This window comes from Streptococcus mitis (assembly GCF_003942795.1).
Lineage (GTDB): Bacteria > Bacillota > Bacilli > Lactobacillales > Streptococcaceae > Streptococcus > Streptococcus mitis_BJ.
In genome coordinates, this window is the sequence record NZ_RJNY01000003.1 from 126,898 (window position 1) to 142,677 (window position 15,780).

The window sequence follows — 15,780 nt, forward strand, 5'->3', positions numbered from 1 at the left end:
AATGACGGGACTGTTTTTTGTACCGTTCAGCGTCCTAATGTGACATTTTGGAAGTCATTTATCATTTTCTAATCCTGTCAGAGTATAATTTCTTATACGGAGGAAGAAAAGGAAATGATGAAATCAATTCGTGTTTTATTATTATTAGCTGTCGCTCAAATTTTATTTGGAAGTTGTTTATTGTGGAAAGAATCATTTTTATCCTTAAGAGAAGGAAATGTCTATTTTTTAATTCTCATAGTGGGAGTTTCAGGCTTTTGTGCTGGGATTAATTACTTCCATACCTTGGGTCAGAAAAGTCATAGTATTTTGCGTGTTCAAAAGAAAGTAAGTCTTGTTTATAGCCTTCTTTTAGTAGTCAATCTTCTGGCAACCTGTCTGGTTCTCACAGAAAGCATCCAAACTACTAGCAAATTGCAGCAGGATCTGGTTGACCTTTTTTTGCCTTCATTCTTTTTCTTGCTGGGAGTAGATCTATGGATTTTCTTACCTTTTGATAAATATATTCGGGATATGGACAACCATCTCAATAAGAAGAGAACGGTTGTGATTTCCGTTTTAGGCACGATTATTTTCTTGAGAAATCCCGTAACGATCTCTTCCATTCTCCTCTATATCGGTCTCGGTTTTTTATGTGCGCGTTTCCTCTTTCCAAAATCCGTGCAAAGGGAAATTTCATTTTACGGACATGTAATTCGCGATGTTTTATTTGTTATTTGTATTTTTACCTTTTTCTAAGAAAGGCAAGGAGAACTGTAAATTTAGCATAGTAAGTCTATAAAGAAAATTCACACAAAAGGAAACTTTTTGGTATAATAGTAACATGTACACAAAAAATGAAGAAGAGCTTCTAGCTCTCGGAGAAAGATTAGGTCATTTGCTTCAAAAAGACGATGTTCTGATCTTGACTGGAGAGTTGGGTGCGGGTAAAACAACCTTTACAAAAGGCCTTGCCAAGGGTTTGGATATCCGTCAGATGATTAAAAGTCCAACTTATACTATTGTGAGAGAGTATGAAGGGCGTCTGCCGCTTTACCACTTGGATGTCTACCGTATCGAAGGAGATGCTGATTCTATTGACTTGGATGAGTTTCTCTTTGGTGGCAGTGTGACTGTTATTGAGTGGGGGCATCTTTTGGGTGAGGATTTACCAGATGCTTACTTGGAGTTGGAAATTTTGAAAGAAGCTGAGGGTCGTTGCCTTCATTTTACAGCTCATGGCCCTCGGGCTGAACAACTCATCAAGGAGCTTCAGGATGGAGTATGAGTTGTGTATTCGTGAGGCAGAGACGTCAGATGCTATAGCTTTGATTGCATTTTTAGATTGTGTCGGTCAAGAGACAGACTTCACTAGCTTAGATGAAAATGGTATCATGATGACAGCATCTGAAATGGCTCTTTTTATCGAAAAGCAAGCTGTATCGGAGAATCAAATTACTCTCCTCGCCTTACTGAATGATGAGATTGCGGGTGTCTTAAATATCACAGCGGATCAACATTTAAGGGTTCGGCATATTGGAGATGTCTTTTTAGCGGTTCGAAAGAAATTCTGGAACCAAGGCTTGGCGACTATACTTCTAGAAGAAGGCATCGAGTGGGCTAAAGCTAGTGGCGTCTTGCACCGCTTGCAACTCAGTGTACAAAAACGAAATGAGGCTGCTATACACCTCTATTCAAAAATGGGATTTATCACAGAAGGCTTGCAAGAAAGAGGAGCCTATTTAGCAGAAGGGATATTTTTAGATGTTTGTCTGATGGGCAAATTGATAGATGAATAACGAGATGATCAAAAAATTAATTGGAATGGTGCTAGGTTTCCTGGCAGTAACAGTTGTAGGTGTAGGAATTTATGCCTACACAATCTATCAGCAGGGGACTGCAACCCTGAGTCAAAAAACTTACAAAAAAATCGGGGAAGAAACCAACGTTATCGAAGCGACTGAGCCTCTGACCATCCTCTTGATGGGGGTAGATACGGGAAATTCGGAACGTACAGACCCGTGGGCGGGAAATAGTGATTCTATGATTCTCTTGACGGTTAATCCAAAAACAAAGAAAACCACTATGATGAGTTTGGAACGGGATATTCTGACCAAGATTGAGAGTGGAAATGGCCAAGTTCAGGAAGCCAAACTCAATGCGGCCTATGCCAATGGTGGTGCGGAACTTGCAATTTCTACTATTCAAAAGATGATGAATATCCACATTGACCGCTATGTGATGGTTAACATGCAGGGTCTTCAACAATTGGTGGATGCAGTTGGTGGAATCACCGTCAACAATACACTTGGTTTTCCAATTTCCATCACTGACCAAGAAGAGTTTAATAAGATTTCCATTGGTGTTGGGGAACAAAACTTGAATGGTGAAGAAGCCTTGGTGTATTCACGGATGCGTTACCAAGATCCTGAAGGAGACTATGGACGTCAAAAACGTCAACGTGAAGTCATTCAAAAAATCGTAGAGAAGGTTTTGAGTCTAAATAGTGTGAGCCATTATCAAGGTATTCTCAAAGCTTTGAGTGATAACATGCAGACCAATGTGGACTTATCAGCTAAGAGCATTCCACAATTGCTCGGCTATCAAGATTCTTTCAAGAATATCGAAACGCATCAATTGCGTGGGGAAGATGCTGAGCTACAGGGAATTTCTTATCAGATTGTCACTTCAGAACATATGCTCGAAATGCAAAATCTCTTGCGTAGTTCACTAGGTAAAGAGCCGGTGACAGAATTGGAAACCAATGCGGTACTGTACGAAACAGCCTTTGGCCGGACAGCGCCTTCAACCAGTACTAGTATTTCAAACGAAGAGGTAGAATAAAACAAAGAATCAAATCGTGGGAAATTTCCTGCGATTTTTTCAAAAAAATTCGAATAGATAAGTAGGAGGAAACATGAAAGCAGAAATTATTGCTGTCGGAACAGAAATTTTAACAGGGCAGATTGTCAATACCAATGCTCAGTTTTTATCAGAGAAACTAGCCGAAATCGGGGTAGACGTCTACTTCCAAACAGCTGTCGGAGACAATGAAGCTCGTCTTTTGTCCTTGCTTGAGATTGCGAGTCAACGTAGTAATCTTGTGATTTTGACAGGGGGCTTGGGACCAACTGAGGATGATTTGACCAAACAAACCCTGGCAAAATTTTTAGGAAAAGATCTAGTGTTTGACCCTCAAGCGCAAGAGAAACTGGATATTTTCTTTGCTCATAGACCTGACTATGCTCGGACGCCGAATAATGAGCGCCAAGCCCAAATTGTAGAAGGGGCAACTCCGCTGCCAAATGAGACAGGTTTAGCAGTAGGAGGGGTGTCGGAAGTGGATGGCGTAACCTACGTGGTCCTTCCGGGACCACCTAGTGAATTGAAACCTATGGTCTTAAATCAACTCTTACCCAAGTTAATGACTGGGACCAAGTTATACTCACGAGTGCTCCGTTTCTTTGGAATTGGGGAGAGTCAGTTGGTGACCATTTTGGCGGATTTGATTGACCATCAAACCGATCCGACTTTGGCACCGTATGCCAAAACGGGAGAAGTGACCTTGCGCTTGTCTACAAAAGCAGTCAGTCAAGAAAAGGCTGATCAAGCACTGGACATCCTAGAAAATCAAATCTTGAGTCGCCAGACTTTTGAGGGAATTTCTCTACGAGACATCTGTTATGGATATGGGGAAGAAACCAGCCTCGCGAGTGTCGTTGTAGAAGAGCTAAAGAAGAGACAGAAAAGCATTACTGCGGCAGAAAGCTTGACGGCAGGTCTCTTTCAAGCTACTTTAGCAGACTTTTCAGGTGTTTCAGCAATCTTTAATGGCGGTTTTGTCACTTACAGCCTAGAAGAAAAGTCTAAGATGTTGGATATTTCCGAGCAAGAGCTAAAAGAACACGGGGTCGTTTCTGAGTTTACGGCTCGAAAAATGGCAGAGCAGGCACGGCTCAAGACTCAGTCTGATTATGGAGTCAGTCTGACAGGTGTGGCTGGGCCAGATAGCCTAGAGGGGCATCCAGCCGGCACAGTTTTTATTGGACTGGCACATGCAAAAGGGACAGAGGTGATCAAGGCTAATATCGCAGGACGGAGTCGAGCAGATGTACGTCACATCGCGGTTATGCATGCCTTTAACCTAGTTCGCAAGGCTTTATTAAGTGACTGAATTTTGATATAATAGTAGATAGGTCTAAGGACCAGTAGAATATAGGAGAACAGAATGGCGAAAAAACCCAAAAAATTAGATGAGATTTCAAAAAAGTTTGGAGCGGATCGTGAAAAAGCCTTGAACGATGCTCTTAAACTGATTGAAAAAGACTTCGGTAAAGGCTCAATCATGCGTTTAGGTGAACGCGCAGAACAAAAAGTGCAAGTGATGAGTTCAGGCTCATTGGCTCTTGACATTGCCCTTGGTTCAGGTGGTTATCCTAAAGGACGTATCATCGAAATCTATGGACCAGAGTCTTCTGGTAAGACAACGGTTGCCCTTCACGCTGTTGCGCAAGCACAGAAAGAAGGTGGTATTGCAGCCTTTATCGATGCGGAACATGCGCTTGACCCAGCCTATGCTGCAGCCCTTGGTGTGAACATTGACGAATTGCTCTTGTCACAACCAGACTCAGGAGAGCAAGGTCTTGAAATTGCTGGAAAATTGATTGACTCAGGTGCAGTTGACCTTGTCGTTATCGACTCAGTTGCGGCCCTTGTACCTCGTGCAGAAATTGATGGAGATATTGGAGACAGCCACGTTGGTTTGCAAGCTCGTATGATGAGCCAGGCCATGCGTAAACTTGGTGCTTCTATCAATAAAACCAAAACAATTGCCATCTTTATCAACCAGTTGCGTGAAAAAGTTGGGGTTATGTTTGGAAATCCAGAAACAACACCTGGTGGACGTGCTCTGAAATTCTACGCTTCAGTCCGTTTGGATGTTCGTGGAAGCACACAAATCAAAGGAACTGGTGACCAAAAAGATACCAATGTCGGTAAGGAAACCAAGATCAAGGTCGTGAAAAATAAGGTAGCTCCACCGTTTAAGGAAGCCTTCGTTGAAATCATGTACGGAGAAGGGATTTCTAAGACTGGTGAGCTCTTGAAGATTGCAAGTGATCTCGATATCATCCAAAAAGCAGGAGCATGGTACTCTTACAAGGGTGAAAAAATCGGACAAGGATCTGAAAATGCTAAGAAATACTTGGCGGATCACCCAGAGATTTTTGATGAGATCGACCATCAGGTTCGTGTTCAATACGGTTTGATTGAAGATGAAGAAGGAACCACTTCTACTTCTGTCGCTGAAGATTTGGCACCTAACCAAGAAGTGACGCTTGACCTAGGCGATGGACTTGAAATCGAAATTGAAGATTAAAGATAAAACTAGGGAAAGCTTTCAAAATTATAAAGGCTCTTTGTCAACTGTAGTGGGTTGAAGTCAGCTAAGATCGAAAAAGGACGAATTTCGTCCTTTCTTTTTGATGTTGAGAGCGATGAAAATCCGTTTTTTGAAGTTTTCAAAGTTCCAAAATCTAAAGGCATTTCGCTTGATAAGTTTAATGAGATTATTAGTTGCTTCTAATTCTACATTAGAATAGGGTAACTGAAGAGCGTTGACAATCTTTTCTTTATCCTTGAGGAAGGTTTTAAAGACAGTCTGAAAAAGAGGATGAATCTTCTTTAGATTGTCCTCAATGAGTCCGAAAAATTTCTCAGGGTCCTTGTTCTGAAAGTGAAAAAGCAAGAGCTGATAGAGCTTTATAGTGGTGTTTCAAGTCTTCTGAATAGTTCAAAAGCTTGTCTAGAATTTCTTTATTCGTCAAGTGCATACGAAAAGTAGGGCGATAAAATCGCTTATCGCTGAGTTTACGACTATCTTGTTGAATGAGTTCCCAGTAACGTTTAATGGCCTTGTATTCATGGGATGTTCTATCAAATTGGTTCATGATTTGAACACGCAAACGACTCATAGCACGGCTTAAGTGTTGGACAATGTGAAAACGATCTAGAACGATTTTAGCGTTTGGGAGTGAAACAGTCTGGGAGACTGTTTCAGCCTAAGACTAGAAATTCGAAAGCGAAGCTGTTTAGCCAAGTCCATAGTAGGGACTAAACATATTCATCGTAATGATTTTCACCTGACAACGAACAGCTCGCTCGTAGCGCAGAAAGTAATTTCGGATGATAGTTTGTGTCCTGCCTTCAAGGACAGTGATGATATTGAGCTTTTTAAAATCCTGAGCAATAAAGCTCATCTTTCCCTTAGTGAATGCATACTCGTCCCAAGACATAATCTCTGGCAGACAAGAAAAATCATGATTAAAACGGAAGTCATTAAGCTTGTGAATAACAGTTGAAGTTGAATAGACAGCTGATGAGCAATATCGGTCATAGAAGTCTTTTCAATCAACTTTTGAGCAATCTTTTGATTGATCATACGAGGGATTTGATGATCTTTCTTGACGAGGGAAGTCTCAGAGACTATCATTTTCGAGCAATGATAGCACTTGAAACGACGCTTTTTAAGGAGAATTCTAGTAGGCATACCAGTCGTTTCGAGGTAAGGAATCTTAGACGGTTTTTGAAAGTCATATTTCTTCAATTGGCTTCCGCAATCAGGACAAGATGGGGAGTCGTAGTCCAGTTCAGCGATGATTTTCTTGTGGGCATCTCTATTAACAACATCCATAATTTGGATATTAGGGTCTTTGATATCGAGTAGTTTTGAGATAAAATGTAATGGTTCCATATGATTCTTTCTAATGATGGTTTGGTCGCTTTTCATTATAGGTCATATGGAACTTTTTTCTACCTTGAATATACAATATAAGTGCACAATAAAAACTCATAAGATTTTCTAGTAAAATATGTAGAATTGCCGTTTATATTTCCTGCCAATTACTGACATAGTATAACCAAAGCCTGTCTCTTTTGGAGAAATACCCGTCGGAACATAAGTATCTTGTTCATTCAGCATAGTTTTCTCTTTCTAATAAATGATTTGTATCTCAATTAGCAAGCACACTTATAGTTAGTTGTAAAAGTATCTCAAATTGTAGTAAGCAACCTATTTAAATCCCCTTTTCGCTTTATTATCTTGTCGTACAAGTCAAGCAATTCTTTATTAAGAATCCCATATATAATAAAAGATACACTAAACGGCTATAACGAAACCCATAATCTATTTTTGTTGAAATAGTATTATACAAAAAATCAGGATATAAATATTGCTTGCGTACAGAAAAATGCGTTCTAACAATCCAAAGTAGGGTTTTAAAAAAGGTAAAATAAGTGCGGCGACCAATCCATATAAACCAATCTTTATCAGCCATTCTATTGCCAAGAAGAAAACAGCTAACGAAGGTACTAATGCACTCATTACATCGGTCAATTGAAAAAGAAAAATGGCCAAAACAGTAAACTGTAAAATAGCAAACAGCAAGTGCAGGCGACCGCTGATTGTTTTGCGGCTTCCTTCAATATCTGTTGGAAAAACCATAACTCCGAAATAGCCCACCAAGGCCAGTACCAATAACCAAATAGCTTTTTCTTTAAAGGCAGTCTCATAGTTCCAACAGATAAGAGCACCTATCAAGAAAATATTACGGAATGTACTGACAATTCCTGCCCAGTTAAAAAGATATTTATACTTCCCTACACCGTAGTCACTGACAGCATGTCTGATAGGACTGTAGATGCCTTTATTTTTTAAATGCAAGTCTAACATTAAATAGAAATAGGCTAAAATACAAAGGATGACTAAAAAACTAAAACATCTGGTTAACATATGAAAGAACCTTCTTCCTTAATAAATATAGAATTCAAAGCAGATGAAACAACCTCGGTTTAGGCATAGTCTCGTCTTTATATCAGCAAAAATATACTGGTATTATTGAAGATATGCACAGCAGATGAAAAAAGGAGATTATCTGTTTTGTAATAAGTATAAGCAAAGACAATACCTGACATAAAATGAGGTAAAACGCCTAACAATTCATTGGCTGTAAAATGATTGACATGAATCATGGCAAAACAAAGACTGGATAAAAAAATCGCCACTCCCGCAGAGCAATATTTTTTTAAAAAATTTAGCAAAATATAACGATAGATAATTTCTTCAACAAAAGGTCCTAAGACACCTAAAACCAAGATTAGCAGAGGTACAGGAAATAAATTCATTGCCGATCCAATATTGGTATCGTTAGTTAAGTTTGCCTGGTCAATGTTAAAAAATGAGTAGCCTAACTGAGCTAAAAAACTGCCTGCTATCGTAAAGAGGGTCATCGCTAAAAAAACAAGCAGTGTAATCCCCAAACTTTTCAGCTTATGCTGTTTTATCCACAACAAATTTTCCTTTAACCGATAGCGCAACACATAGAGTCCAAATAAAGCTAGGAAAATATAAGCCAGCAGCGGGATAATCATCCTAAGTGACTGATTTCCATATGAAAAATGTATAAAATGCGGAATTACAAAAAGAAGAAAATAAATACTTGCAATTAAGGCTAATCCCCTTGTTTCTTTTGTCATTTCTGACCTCCAATATTAATGATTGTATTTTTGAAAATGAGAATAGATGAAAAAGATTAAGAAGCAGAGAAAAAGGAAACTAAAAAATAGGATATTTGTCAGACTAACGAGCGAGCAGCATAGGAATACACCAACTAAGCCAAGCATTTGCCCGATTTCCACCTTACTAACCGAATGAGATGTCGATTTTAGCAAAACTGTCCGACCGCATAATTCATCTAAAGAAATATGATAAATATCTGCTAACTGTATTAGACTGATGCCATCTGGAATCGTTTTGTCATTTTCCCAGTTAGAAACTGTTTGCCGGGAGACACCAAGCAAATTAGCTACTTGAATCTGACTGTAGCCAAATACTTCTCTGCTTCTTCTTAACTGCTTTCCAAGCATTTCTCTTTTCATCATCATATCGTTTTTCTCCTTTTTGGTCTAGGTTAAATTCTTTAACATTTAGGGAGGGCTAAGTCAAAATTCTTTGACAGGCCCTATTGTACAACTTTTAACCGATTAATCCGTTTTATGTTATTTTTTCTCAATTTTCTCTTAAGAGTAAAATAATATCATTTTTAATATAATTCGTACTTCTTATCATCTTAATAAATTCGTAAGGATATTTAGTCCTCTTTCTAATTCTTCCATATTCTCTGGCGAACAGATGGATACTCGTAAGGCTGACTGCTCTATGACACCGCCGACAAAAAACCGTTCTGCACAAAGAATTTCTACGCCATGCTGCCGGGCAAGAGTTTCAACTTCATATCCTTTCCATTCCTTTGGTAATGGCAGCCATTGAAATAAAGCAAAAGGATTCTCAGAAGTAACTTCAGGGAAGAACTGACGGTAAAGACGATTGCGTTCTTCTGACAATCGGTTTTTTTGCTGGATAATTTCTTGGGCTTGTCCACTTGAAATGAGTTCACTGGTAATTTCAGCATTTAACAAAGAGATATGAGTATTGATATTGTTAGCTGTAAGTGAAATCTTTTTGATAAATCGGTCAGGCACGACCATATAGGCGATTCGCAAGCCAGGAAATAACGCTTTTGAAAGCCCATGGATATAAAAGGTACAGTCAGGAATCAGGCTGGCTAATGGAGGCAGCTGTTGCTTATTGATAAAGGCATAGGTATCATCTTCAATTAACAAAAGCTGATGTTTTATGATGATATCAGCTAAAGTTTTTCGGCGCTGTGCGGTTAAGGTAGCACCAGTTGGATTATTGTTTGTTGGCACTAGATAAATTCCCTTAATCTGATGCTGTTGGCACTTTTTCTCCAAATCTTCAGGAAGAATGCCTTTAGTATCAGATATGATGGGAATCAATTCAATCCGAAACTGACGGGCTAGGGAGATGAAATTGGTATAGGTAAAGATATCTGTGGCAATCTTATCCCCAGCTTGAAATACCGTTAGAAAAAGCAAAACAAGTGCGTTTTGAGTGCCGGAGGTTAGAAAGATATTCTCTTGAGAAGTACTGAGAGAAAAATTTTTCAGCCAATACTGGGCAATTCTTGTGTGCCAGTCGGTATCATTAACCGTATCAAAGCGAAAGAGTCTATCAATAGAAGGGCTCTGCAGCAATCGCCTAACGGTATCTGATGCAATAGTGTTCAGTTGATAGTAAGGTCTCAGATTACCGAGTGGAATTAGTGACTGATTCTTTTCAAGCGCCCCTAAAGGAGTTGCTTTATTTGGTGACACAAAGGTTCCCTTGCCAATAACGGCATAAATGATTCCCTTTTGTTCGCATAGTTTAAAAGCCCGCGTAACAGTGCTGAGATTAATATCTAAAAAGTCTGCTAACTCACGCTGTGGCGGCAATTTGGTTTCAGATGCCAGCCGGCCGCTGACAATATCTTGCTCTAGCAACTCTGCCAGTGTAAGGTACAGAGGGGCTTTTAACAGTTTCTTATTAGGTTTCCACGTCATGGGATAATGTTCAAATGAATTAACAGACATATTCTCTCCTTATAAAATTATCTTGCCGACAATTTTTTGGATAATAAGAGCCAATTTTTTATTTATAATGATATTGTACGAATTGTATGGTTTTAATCTTATTATAGCAGATTAAAAGGAGAAAATAAATGACGGACTTAACTAAAGGAAATGAATTAAAAACTATACTCTATTTTTCTGTTCCCATCCTCTTAGGAAATTTATTTGAGCAATTATATAATGTGACAGACACTGCCATTGTCGGAAATCTTGTGGGGACAAAAGGATTGGCAGCTGTTGGTGCTAGTGCTCAAGTAGTAGCCTTAACAGTTGCCCTTTCAACNGGAATCTCCATTGGAGCCAGTGTACTTATCTCCCAGCTTTATGGAGCAAAACGTTTCCAAAAGATGAAAGATATTCTTGATACGAACTTGATTTTCACGAGTATTCTAGCTTTTATTTTAACAATTTTGGGGATTTTCTATTCGAGCATATTTCTAAGACAATTAAATGTACCTCAATCTTTATTAGCTGATGCGGATGTTTATTTAAAAATTATCTTTTTAGGCTTGGTGCCGCTTTTTGCATACAATACTTTAGCGAATTGTTTGAGAGGGATTGGAGATTCTAAGACACCAACTTATATTTTAATTAGTTCGGTTTGTCTGAATGCATTTTTAGATGTAGTTTTTATTGCTGGCTTTCATTGTGGTGTTGCTGGTGCCGCCGGTGCTACTGTCATCGCTCAGTACTTTTCTTTCTTTGTCTGTTTATTGTACATGAAGCAAAAATATCCAGACTTGTTTCCTCATTTATCCGATTTAAAATGGAGCAGCAAAGAATTGCGTTCATCGTTATCTATTGGGCTTCCTGCTACGCTGCAGCAGGTTTTCATTAGTTTTGGCTTTCTGGTGATTCAGTTTCTTGTCAACAGTTTTGGAACAAGCGCTATTGCAGCCTATACAGCAGCGTCTAAGGTTGACTCTTTTGCAGAAATGCCTGCTGTTAATCTCGGACAGGCATTGATGAATTTTACAGCTCAAAATGAAGGGGCTGGGAAAAGAGAGCGCATTAGCAAGGGTGGTAGAAGTACCTTATTATTTTCAATCAGTTTATCAATCTGCATTTCTGTTATGATTTTTGTTTTTGCTCCAGCATTCATTTCCATTTTTAATCATGATGCAGCTGTCATTCAAATTGGTCAACAGTATTTGCGTATTGTATCAGTCTTTTATCTGATTTTCGGAGCGATGCAGGTGTTAAATGGCTTATTATTAGGTTATGGAAAATCTCTTCTTCCTTTGATTGCTTCTATCACAACTTTCTGTATTCTTCAGGTGCCTTTAGCCGTCTTGTTATCCCATACCTCACTAGGATTTAATGGCATTTGGATAGCCGCTCCTTTTGGCTGGACGGCAGGCTTTCTGATGCGACTATTTTATTATAGATATATTTTAAAAAGCGCAAACCTCTGTAGAATGAATATACATAAACTATGATGGTTTCTCTATCCCTAATCCCTTTTTATTCCTTTTACAACAAAAAGGGATTTTATTATACTCTTAGAATTGACAAAACAATGTAGACAGTGTATACTAAAAATGTAGACGATGTATACTTTTGGAGGAGAGATATGAAACGCAACACAGCAGAATTGAAAGAAAGACTTATTCAGACAGGAGTGGAAGAGATCAAAAAACATGGCATTGATCAACTTTCGCTGAGAACTATTGCTAAATCTTGTGGTGTGACCCACGGAACTCCTTATCGCCATTTTGAAAGCAAAGAAAATTATTTAAAAGTGGTTTTAAAACGCCTCTCTACTTTTCTCAATCAAGAAATGCAACAGGAAATTGATTGGGAATCTTCTGCTCGCCATCAATTGGCTAAAATGGGATTTAACTTCATCACCTTTGCCAAACAGTATCCATATTTCTTTGAAGCTCTCTTTGTTAAATTTCCTTTCAAATATATGAAGGTCACACAGGATACTATTTCGCTGGATTCAGATTTACCAGGTTTTGAAGAATTTAAGCGTATTGTTTTGAAGCTTCGTAAAGAGGAACAGTTCACCAATAGTGAAGCTGAAACATTGTTTCACTTTTGGAGTTTCATTTCAGGTCTTGCCGTTCTGGCGAACAGTCCCATTGGTTATGATTTTGATAACAAAGCGATTCAAACTACTATTGAGCATATGCTTGATATTTATATCAAAGGAGAACGATCATGAATGTTTTAATCATCTATACTCACTCAACCCATCAAAGTTTTAACGGAGCGATTCTTAAGCAGGTTCAAGCTAACATTTCGAGCAAACATTCTGTTAAAACCTTAGATTTATACAATGAGCAATTTGACCCGATATTACGATTTGATGAAAGTCATAAACGGCGTGACTTAGACAAAGTTGTTGAAATGGAGGAATACCGTGATTTGGTTACTTGGGCAGATCATCTAATCTTTATTTTCCCTCTTTGGTGGAGTGGCATGCCTGCCATACTTAAAGGGTTCATTGATCGTGTCTTTGTAGCTGGTTTTGCTTATTCTTATAAAAAAGTCGGTCTTGAAGGACATTTACAAGGAAAATCTGCTTGGATTATCACGACTCATAACACACCTTCTTTTGTAACACCTTTTGCTCAGGACTATGGTAAAGTCCTGAAAAATCAAATTTTAAAAACTTGTGCTGTTGCACCGGTTAAATTGACTCAATTAGCAGGTGTCGAAAAGATTTCCGATGATAAACGCCAACAATTTTTGGAAGACATAGCTCAGATCGCCAGCTGCATTTGATAAATGTCAATAAAATTATAAAAACAGACTTTTCTTGGAATTTTGACTGTATGTCAGGTAGAGAGCAAGAAGAGAGGAGATGCTGATGTTAGGATTAAAGCATATTACAAAGATTTACAATAGTGGTGAGGAAGAAAACCGAGTACTGAATGATGTATCCATCCGTTTTGGTGAACATGAATTTGTCTCTATCCTAGGTGCTAGTGGCAGCGGCAAAACAACTCTCCTCAATATTATTGGTGGTTTAGATAGTTATGATGAAGGAGATATGATTGTAGATGGCACTTCGACGAAATCTTTCAAAGATAAAGATTGGGATAGTTATCGTAATGGGACCATTGGTTTCATCTTTCAAAATTACCAGCTCATCAGCCATTTGTCAGTATTAGAAAATGTTAAAATAGCTCTATCTATCTCAGGTCTATCCAATAAAGAAAGTCAGGAAAGAGCTGTTGTAGCTCTGAAAGATGTTGGACTGGAGCAGCATATTCACAAGAAACCCAATCAATTATCTGGTGGTCAGATGCAGCGAGTGGCTATTGCTCGGGCCTTGGTAACCAATCCTAAAATTATTTTAGCTGATGAACCTACTGGCGCACTAGACAGTAGCACTAGTATACAAATTATGGAATTGATTAAGAAAATCAGTCAGGGTAAGTTGGTTATCATGGTGACTCATAATCCTGAGTTGGCAGAAAAATGTAGTAGTCGAATTGTCCGATTATCAGATGGAAAGATTATCGAAGATACAGCCCCAAATCCTCAAATTGATTCCAATAAGGGTTACAAGCTGGGCAAAACTTCTATGTCTTTTGCTCGGGCAATTAGCTCTAGTTTTAAAAATTTACTGACTAAGAAAGTTCGGAGTATTTTAACGATTTTTGCAGCAAGTATTGGAATTATAGGTATTGCTTCTGTTTTAGCGATTTCATCTGGGATGAATGGCTATATTAAAAGTATGCAGAAAGACACCCTTTCCACTATGCCCATAACTATATCAGCAGCAGACTCAGGAGGAATTCGAACCTTATCCGATCGATTAGCAGAAAAAACTGAAAAACCAATCAAAGAAATCAAGGTAGCTGAGCAAGGGAAAACACATCAGAATCGTTACACTGAAGATGCTCTAGGGGGAAAAGACGGCGATTTCATCTCATATATGAAAAAGCATGCTAAATCTTACTACAAAAGTCTAAATTTCAATACTGGTTATACTCTTAAGGCTTTTGTCAAGGATACAGATGGTCAGATCCATCAGATTCAAGATAATGTGGTACGAACTTTGATGGCAACTACTACCAACTTTGCAGTTCTTCCAACAGATGAAACCACCATTACGGATAAGTACCGATTAGTTGCTAGCGAAGATAAGATATTTAAGTATCCAACTGGTAATCAAGCTATTCTATTTTTAGATTCAGATGGTAGTTTAAGTGAACAACAACTTGCTATGTTAGGATATAAGGGAAAAAATAAAGTAAAGATAGAAGAACTTCTTGGTAAAGAAATCCATGTTCTTACAAATGACCAATATTTCCGACAAATTGGAGAACGCTTTATTCCTAATGAGGTGACAGACAGCCTTTATCAAGAAGGGCAAACTCTGAGAATAACAGAAATCATGCAGCTAAAGGATGCTACCACAACCCCATTTAATGGAACGATTGGCTATAGTCAAACTTTTCTCAATCAATTATTGAAAGTAGAAAAAAGTTCAGCTATTGTTCAAGCACAGGAAAAAAGCCAGACCCGTAGTGTCTTGGACATCAGTGGCGAGGTTCTGTCAGAAGAAAGCTACCAAACAATGATGCAACAACTAGGAGGTGACAACACACCAACAAGTTTAAGTTTTTATGCCAAGTCTTTTGAAGATCGAAAGAAGATCCTGCAAACTATACACACATTTAATGAAGATGTAGCCAAAAAATATGGCAAAAACAGCAATGATTATGAACGCTATTCTGTCTCCTATACGGATATGGCAAAAACAGTATCAGAGGCTTTTACTGATATTATTGGTTCTGTAACCTTTATTCTAACTGCCTTTTCAGGCATCTCACTGTTAGTTTCTTCCATTATGATTGGAATTTTAATCTATGTTTCTGTTGTAGAGAGAACGAAAGAAATCGGAATTTTGCGAGCTCTGGGAAGCCGTAAGAAAGATATTTCGCGCATCTTTAATGCTGAAGCAGGGCTGTTGGGTTTGAGCTCTGGGGTATTAGGTATCGGAATAGCAACACTTCTGACTATTCCTATTAACCAATTGGTAGTTGATTCGTTGAATATCAAAGGTTTCACAGCTAACCTCTCTCCTGAGAATGCAGCTGTATTAGTGGCTCTTAGCATTATTTTGACATTCTTTGCCGGCTATATTCCTTCCAAGATTGCCGCTCGCAAGAATCCTGTTGAAGCTCTTCGAACCGAATAGAGCAATGCATGAATCGGGAAATTCTATTCCTTTGGGTAATCTGAGATAGAGTCCTAAAGAGTATCTAAAAATAGTTTCATAATTTCTGTAGTAAGTAAAATTATCCTACT

16 protein-coding genes and 1 pseudogene are annotated in these 15,780 nt (G+C 38.5%); 10 read left to right on the forward strand and 7 right to left on the reverse strand.

The genetic code is table 11. The annotated features are described in order from the left end of the window. Positions 1-114: 114 nt before the first annotated feature. The 6 genes from D8847_RS02610 to recA all read left to right on the forward strand — a co-directional run bounded on the left by D8847_RS02610 (position 115) and on the right by recA (position 5,356). Positions 115-738 carry a hypothetical protein gene (locus tag D8847_RS02610; RefSeq protein ID WP_007520749.1) on the forward strand — a complete coding sequence of 208 codons (624 nt, stop codon included), beginning with the start codon at positions 115-117 and terminating at the stop codon, positions 736-738. Positions 739-823: 85 nt separating this feature from the next. Beyond that, a complete protein-coding gene (gene tsaE, locus D8847_RS02615; RefSeq protein ID WP_125840506.1) occupies positions 824-1,267 on the forward strand; it encodes a tRNA (adenosine(37)-N6)-threonylcarbamoyltransferase complex ATPase subunit type 1 TsaE in 444 nt (147 codons plus the stop codon). Further along, positions 1,257-1,778 carry a GNAT family N-acetyltransferase gene (locus D8847_RS02620; protein ID WP_125840507.1) on the forward strand — a complete coding sequence of 174 codons (522 nt, stop codon included), beginning with the start codon at positions 1,257-1,259 and terminating at the stop codon, positions 1,776-1,778. Before tsaE ends, D8847_RS02620 begins: the two co-directional genes overlap by 11 nt. Positions 1,779-1,782: 4 nt before the next feature. Next, complete coding sequence (gene brpA / locus D8847_RS02625) at positions 1,783-2,823, forward strand: biofilm formation/cell division transcriptional regulator BrpA (protein WP_000592176.1); 1,041 nt, start codon at positions 1,783-1,785, stop codon at positions 2,821-2,823. 73 nt (positions 2,824-2,896) lie between these two features. Beyond that, a complete protein-coding gene (locus D8847_RS02630) occupies positions 2,897-4,153 on the forward strand; it encodes a competence/damage-inducible protein A (RefSeq protein WP_125840508.1) in 1,257 nt (418 codons plus the stop codon). Between the two features lie 54 nt (positions 4,154-4,207). Then, positions 4,208-5,356 carry a recombinase RecA gene (gene recA / locus D8847_RS02635; protein WP_001085447.1) on the forward strand — a complete coding sequence of 383 codons (1,149 nt, stop codon included), beginning with the start codon at positions 4,208-4,210 and terminating at the stop codon, positions 5,354-5,356. A 63-nt stretch (positions 5,357-5,419) separates the two neighbouring features. Here the strand turns inward: recA and D8847_RS10875 are convergent, their stop codons facing one another. The 7 genes and pseudogenes from D8847_RS10875 to D8847_RS02660 form a co-directional block, all read right to left on the reverse strand. Then, on the reverse strand, positions 5,420-5,725 hold the full coding sequence (locus tag D8847_RS10875; protein WP_007520741.1) for an ISL3 family transposase: 306 nt from the start codon (positions 5,723-5,725) through the stop codon (positions 5,420-5,422). After that, a pseudogene (locus D8847_RS10880) lies at positions 5,694-6,272 on the reverse strand (transposase). Before D8847_RS10880 ends, D8847_RS10875 begins: the two are co-directional and overlap by 32 nt. Further along, complete coding sequence (locus tag D8847_RS10885; RefSeq protein ID WP_007520737.1) at positions 6,233-6,730, reverse strand: ISL3 family transposase; 498 nt, start codon at positions 6,728-6,730, stop codon at positions 6,233-6,235. The pseudogene D8847_RS10880 and the gene D8847_RS10885 overlap by 40 nt, the downstream one beginning before the upstream one ends. A 432-nt stretch (positions 6,731-7,162) precedes the next feature. Further along, positions 7,163-7,768: a DUF998 domain-containing protein gene (locus D8847_RS02645; RefSeq protein WP_125840509.1), complete on the reverse strand. Its 606-nt coding sequence runs from the start codon at positions 7,766-7,768 to the stop codon at positions 7,163-7,165. Between the two features lie 77 nt (positions 7,769-7,845). Further along, positions 7,846-8,511, reverse strand: coding sequence for a CPBP family intramembrane glutamic endopeptidase (locus D8847_RS02650; RefSeq protein WP_125840510.1), 666 nt, complete (start codon positions 8,509-8,511; stop codon positions 7,846-7,848). Positions 8,512-8,526: 15 nt separating this feature from the next. Then, complete coding sequence (locus tag D8847_RS10890) at positions 8,527-8,919, reverse strand: helix-turn-helix domain-containing protein (protein ID WP_007520731.1); 393 nt, start codon at positions 8,917-8,919, stop codon at positions 8,527-8,529. Positions 8,920-9,099: 180 nt separating this feature from the next. Further along, the gene (locus D8847_RS02660; protein WP_125840511.1) at positions 9,100-10,470 is read right to left on the reverse strand and encodes a PLP-dependent aminotransferase family protein; all 1,371 of its coding nucleotides are present in this window, start codon (positions 10,468-10,470) and stop codon (positions 9,100-9,102) included. 128 nt (positions 10,471-10,598) lie between these two features. Between D8847_RS02660 and D8847_RS02665 the strand changes: the two genes are divergently transcribed. The 4 genes from D8847_RS02665 to D8847_RS02680 all read left to right on the forward strand — a co-directional run bounded on the left by D8847_RS02665 (position 10,599) and on the right by D8847_RS02680 (position 15,670). After that, positions 10,599-11,948 (forward strand): MATE family efflux transporter, encoded by a 1,350-nt coding sequence (locus D8847_RS02665; RefSeq protein WP_007520729.1) that lies wholly within the window; start codon positions 10,599-10,601, stop codon positions 11,946-11,948. Between the two features lie 134 nt (positions 11,949-12,082). Beyond that, positions 12,083-12,679 carry a TetR/AcrR family transcriptional regulator gene (locus D8847_RS02670; RefSeq protein WP_007520728.1) on the forward strand — a complete coding sequence of 199 codons (597 nt, stop codon included), beginning with the start codon at positions 12,083-12,085 and terminating at the stop codon, positions 12,677-12,679. Beyond that, positions 12,676-13,242 carry an NAD(P)H-dependent oxidoreductase gene (locus D8847_RS02675; RefSeq protein WP_125840512.1) on the forward strand — a complete coding sequence of 189 codons (567 nt, stop codon included), beginning with the start codon at positions 12,676-12,678 and terminating at the stop codon, positions 13,240-13,242. The genes D8847_RS02670 and D8847_RS02675 overlap by 4 nt, the downstream gene beginning before the upstream one ends. A gap of 85 nt (positions 13,243-13,327) precedes the next feature. Continuing rightward, complete coding sequence (locus D8847_RS02680; protein WP_125840513.1) at positions 13,328-15,670, forward strand: ATP-binding cassette domain-containing protein; 2,343 nt, start codon at positions 13,328-13,330, stop codon at positions 15,668-15,670. Positions 15,671-15,780 lie beyond the last annotated feature (110 nt).

Excerpts from the sequence above, each read along its gene's own strand:
- D8847_RS02610 (WP_007520749.1), top strand. The coding sequence starts at position 115 with ATGATGAAATCAATTCGTGTTTTATTATTATTAGCTGTCGCTCAAATT.
- tsaE (WP_125840506.1), top strand. The coding sequence starts at position 824 with ATGTACACAAAAAATGAAGAAGAGCTTCTAGCTCTCGGAGAAAGATTA.
- D8847_RS02620 (WP_125840507.1), top strand. The coding sequence starts at position 1,257 with ATGGAGTATGAGTTGTGTATTCGTGAGGCAGAGACGTCAGATGCTATA.
- brpA (WP_000592176.1), top strand. The coding sequence starts at position 1,783 with ATGATCAAAAAATTAATTGGAATGGTGCTAGGTTTCCTGGCAGTAACA.
- D8847_RS02630 (WP_125840508.1), top strand. The coding sequence starts at position 2,897 with ATGAAAGCAGAAATTATTGCTGTCGGAACAGAAATTTTAACAGGGCAG.
- recA (WP_001085447.1), top strand. The coding sequence starts at position 4,208 with ATGGCGAAAAAACCCAAAAAATTAGATGAGATTTCAAAAAAGTTTGGA.
- D8847_RS10885 (WP_007520737.1), bottom strand. The coding sequence starts at position 6,730 with ATGGAACCATTACATTTTATCTCAAAACTACTCGATATCAAAGACCCT.
- D8847_RS02645 (WP_125840509.1), bottom strand. The coding sequence starts at position 7,768 with ATGTTAACCAGATGTTTTAGTTTTTTAGTCATCCTTTGTATTTTAGCC.
- D8847_RS02650 (WP_125840510.1), bottom strand. The coding sequence starts at position 8,511 with ATGACAAAAGAAACAAGGGGATTAGCCTTAATTGCAAGTATTTATTTT.
- D8847_RS10890 (WP_007520731.1), bottom strand. The coding sequence starts at position 8,919 with ATGATGATGAAAAGAGAAATGCTTGGAAAGCAGTTAAGAAGAAGCAGA.
- D8847_RS02660 (WP_125840511.1), bottom strand. The coding sequence starts at position 10,470 with ATGTCTGTTAATTCATTTGAACATTATCCCATGACGTGGAAACCTAAT.
- D8847_RS02670 (WP_007520728.1), top strand. The coding sequence starts at position 12,083 with ATGAAACGCAACACAGCAGAATTGAAAGAAAGACTTATTCAGACAGGA.
- D8847_RS02675 (WP_125840512.1), top strand. The coding sequence starts at position 12,676 with ATGAATGTTTTAATCATCTATACTCACTCAACCCATCAAAGTTTTAAC.
- D8847_RS02680 (WP_125840513.1), top strand. The coding sequence starts at position 13,328 with ATGTTAGGATTAAAGCATATTACAAAGATTTACAATAGTGGTGAGGAA.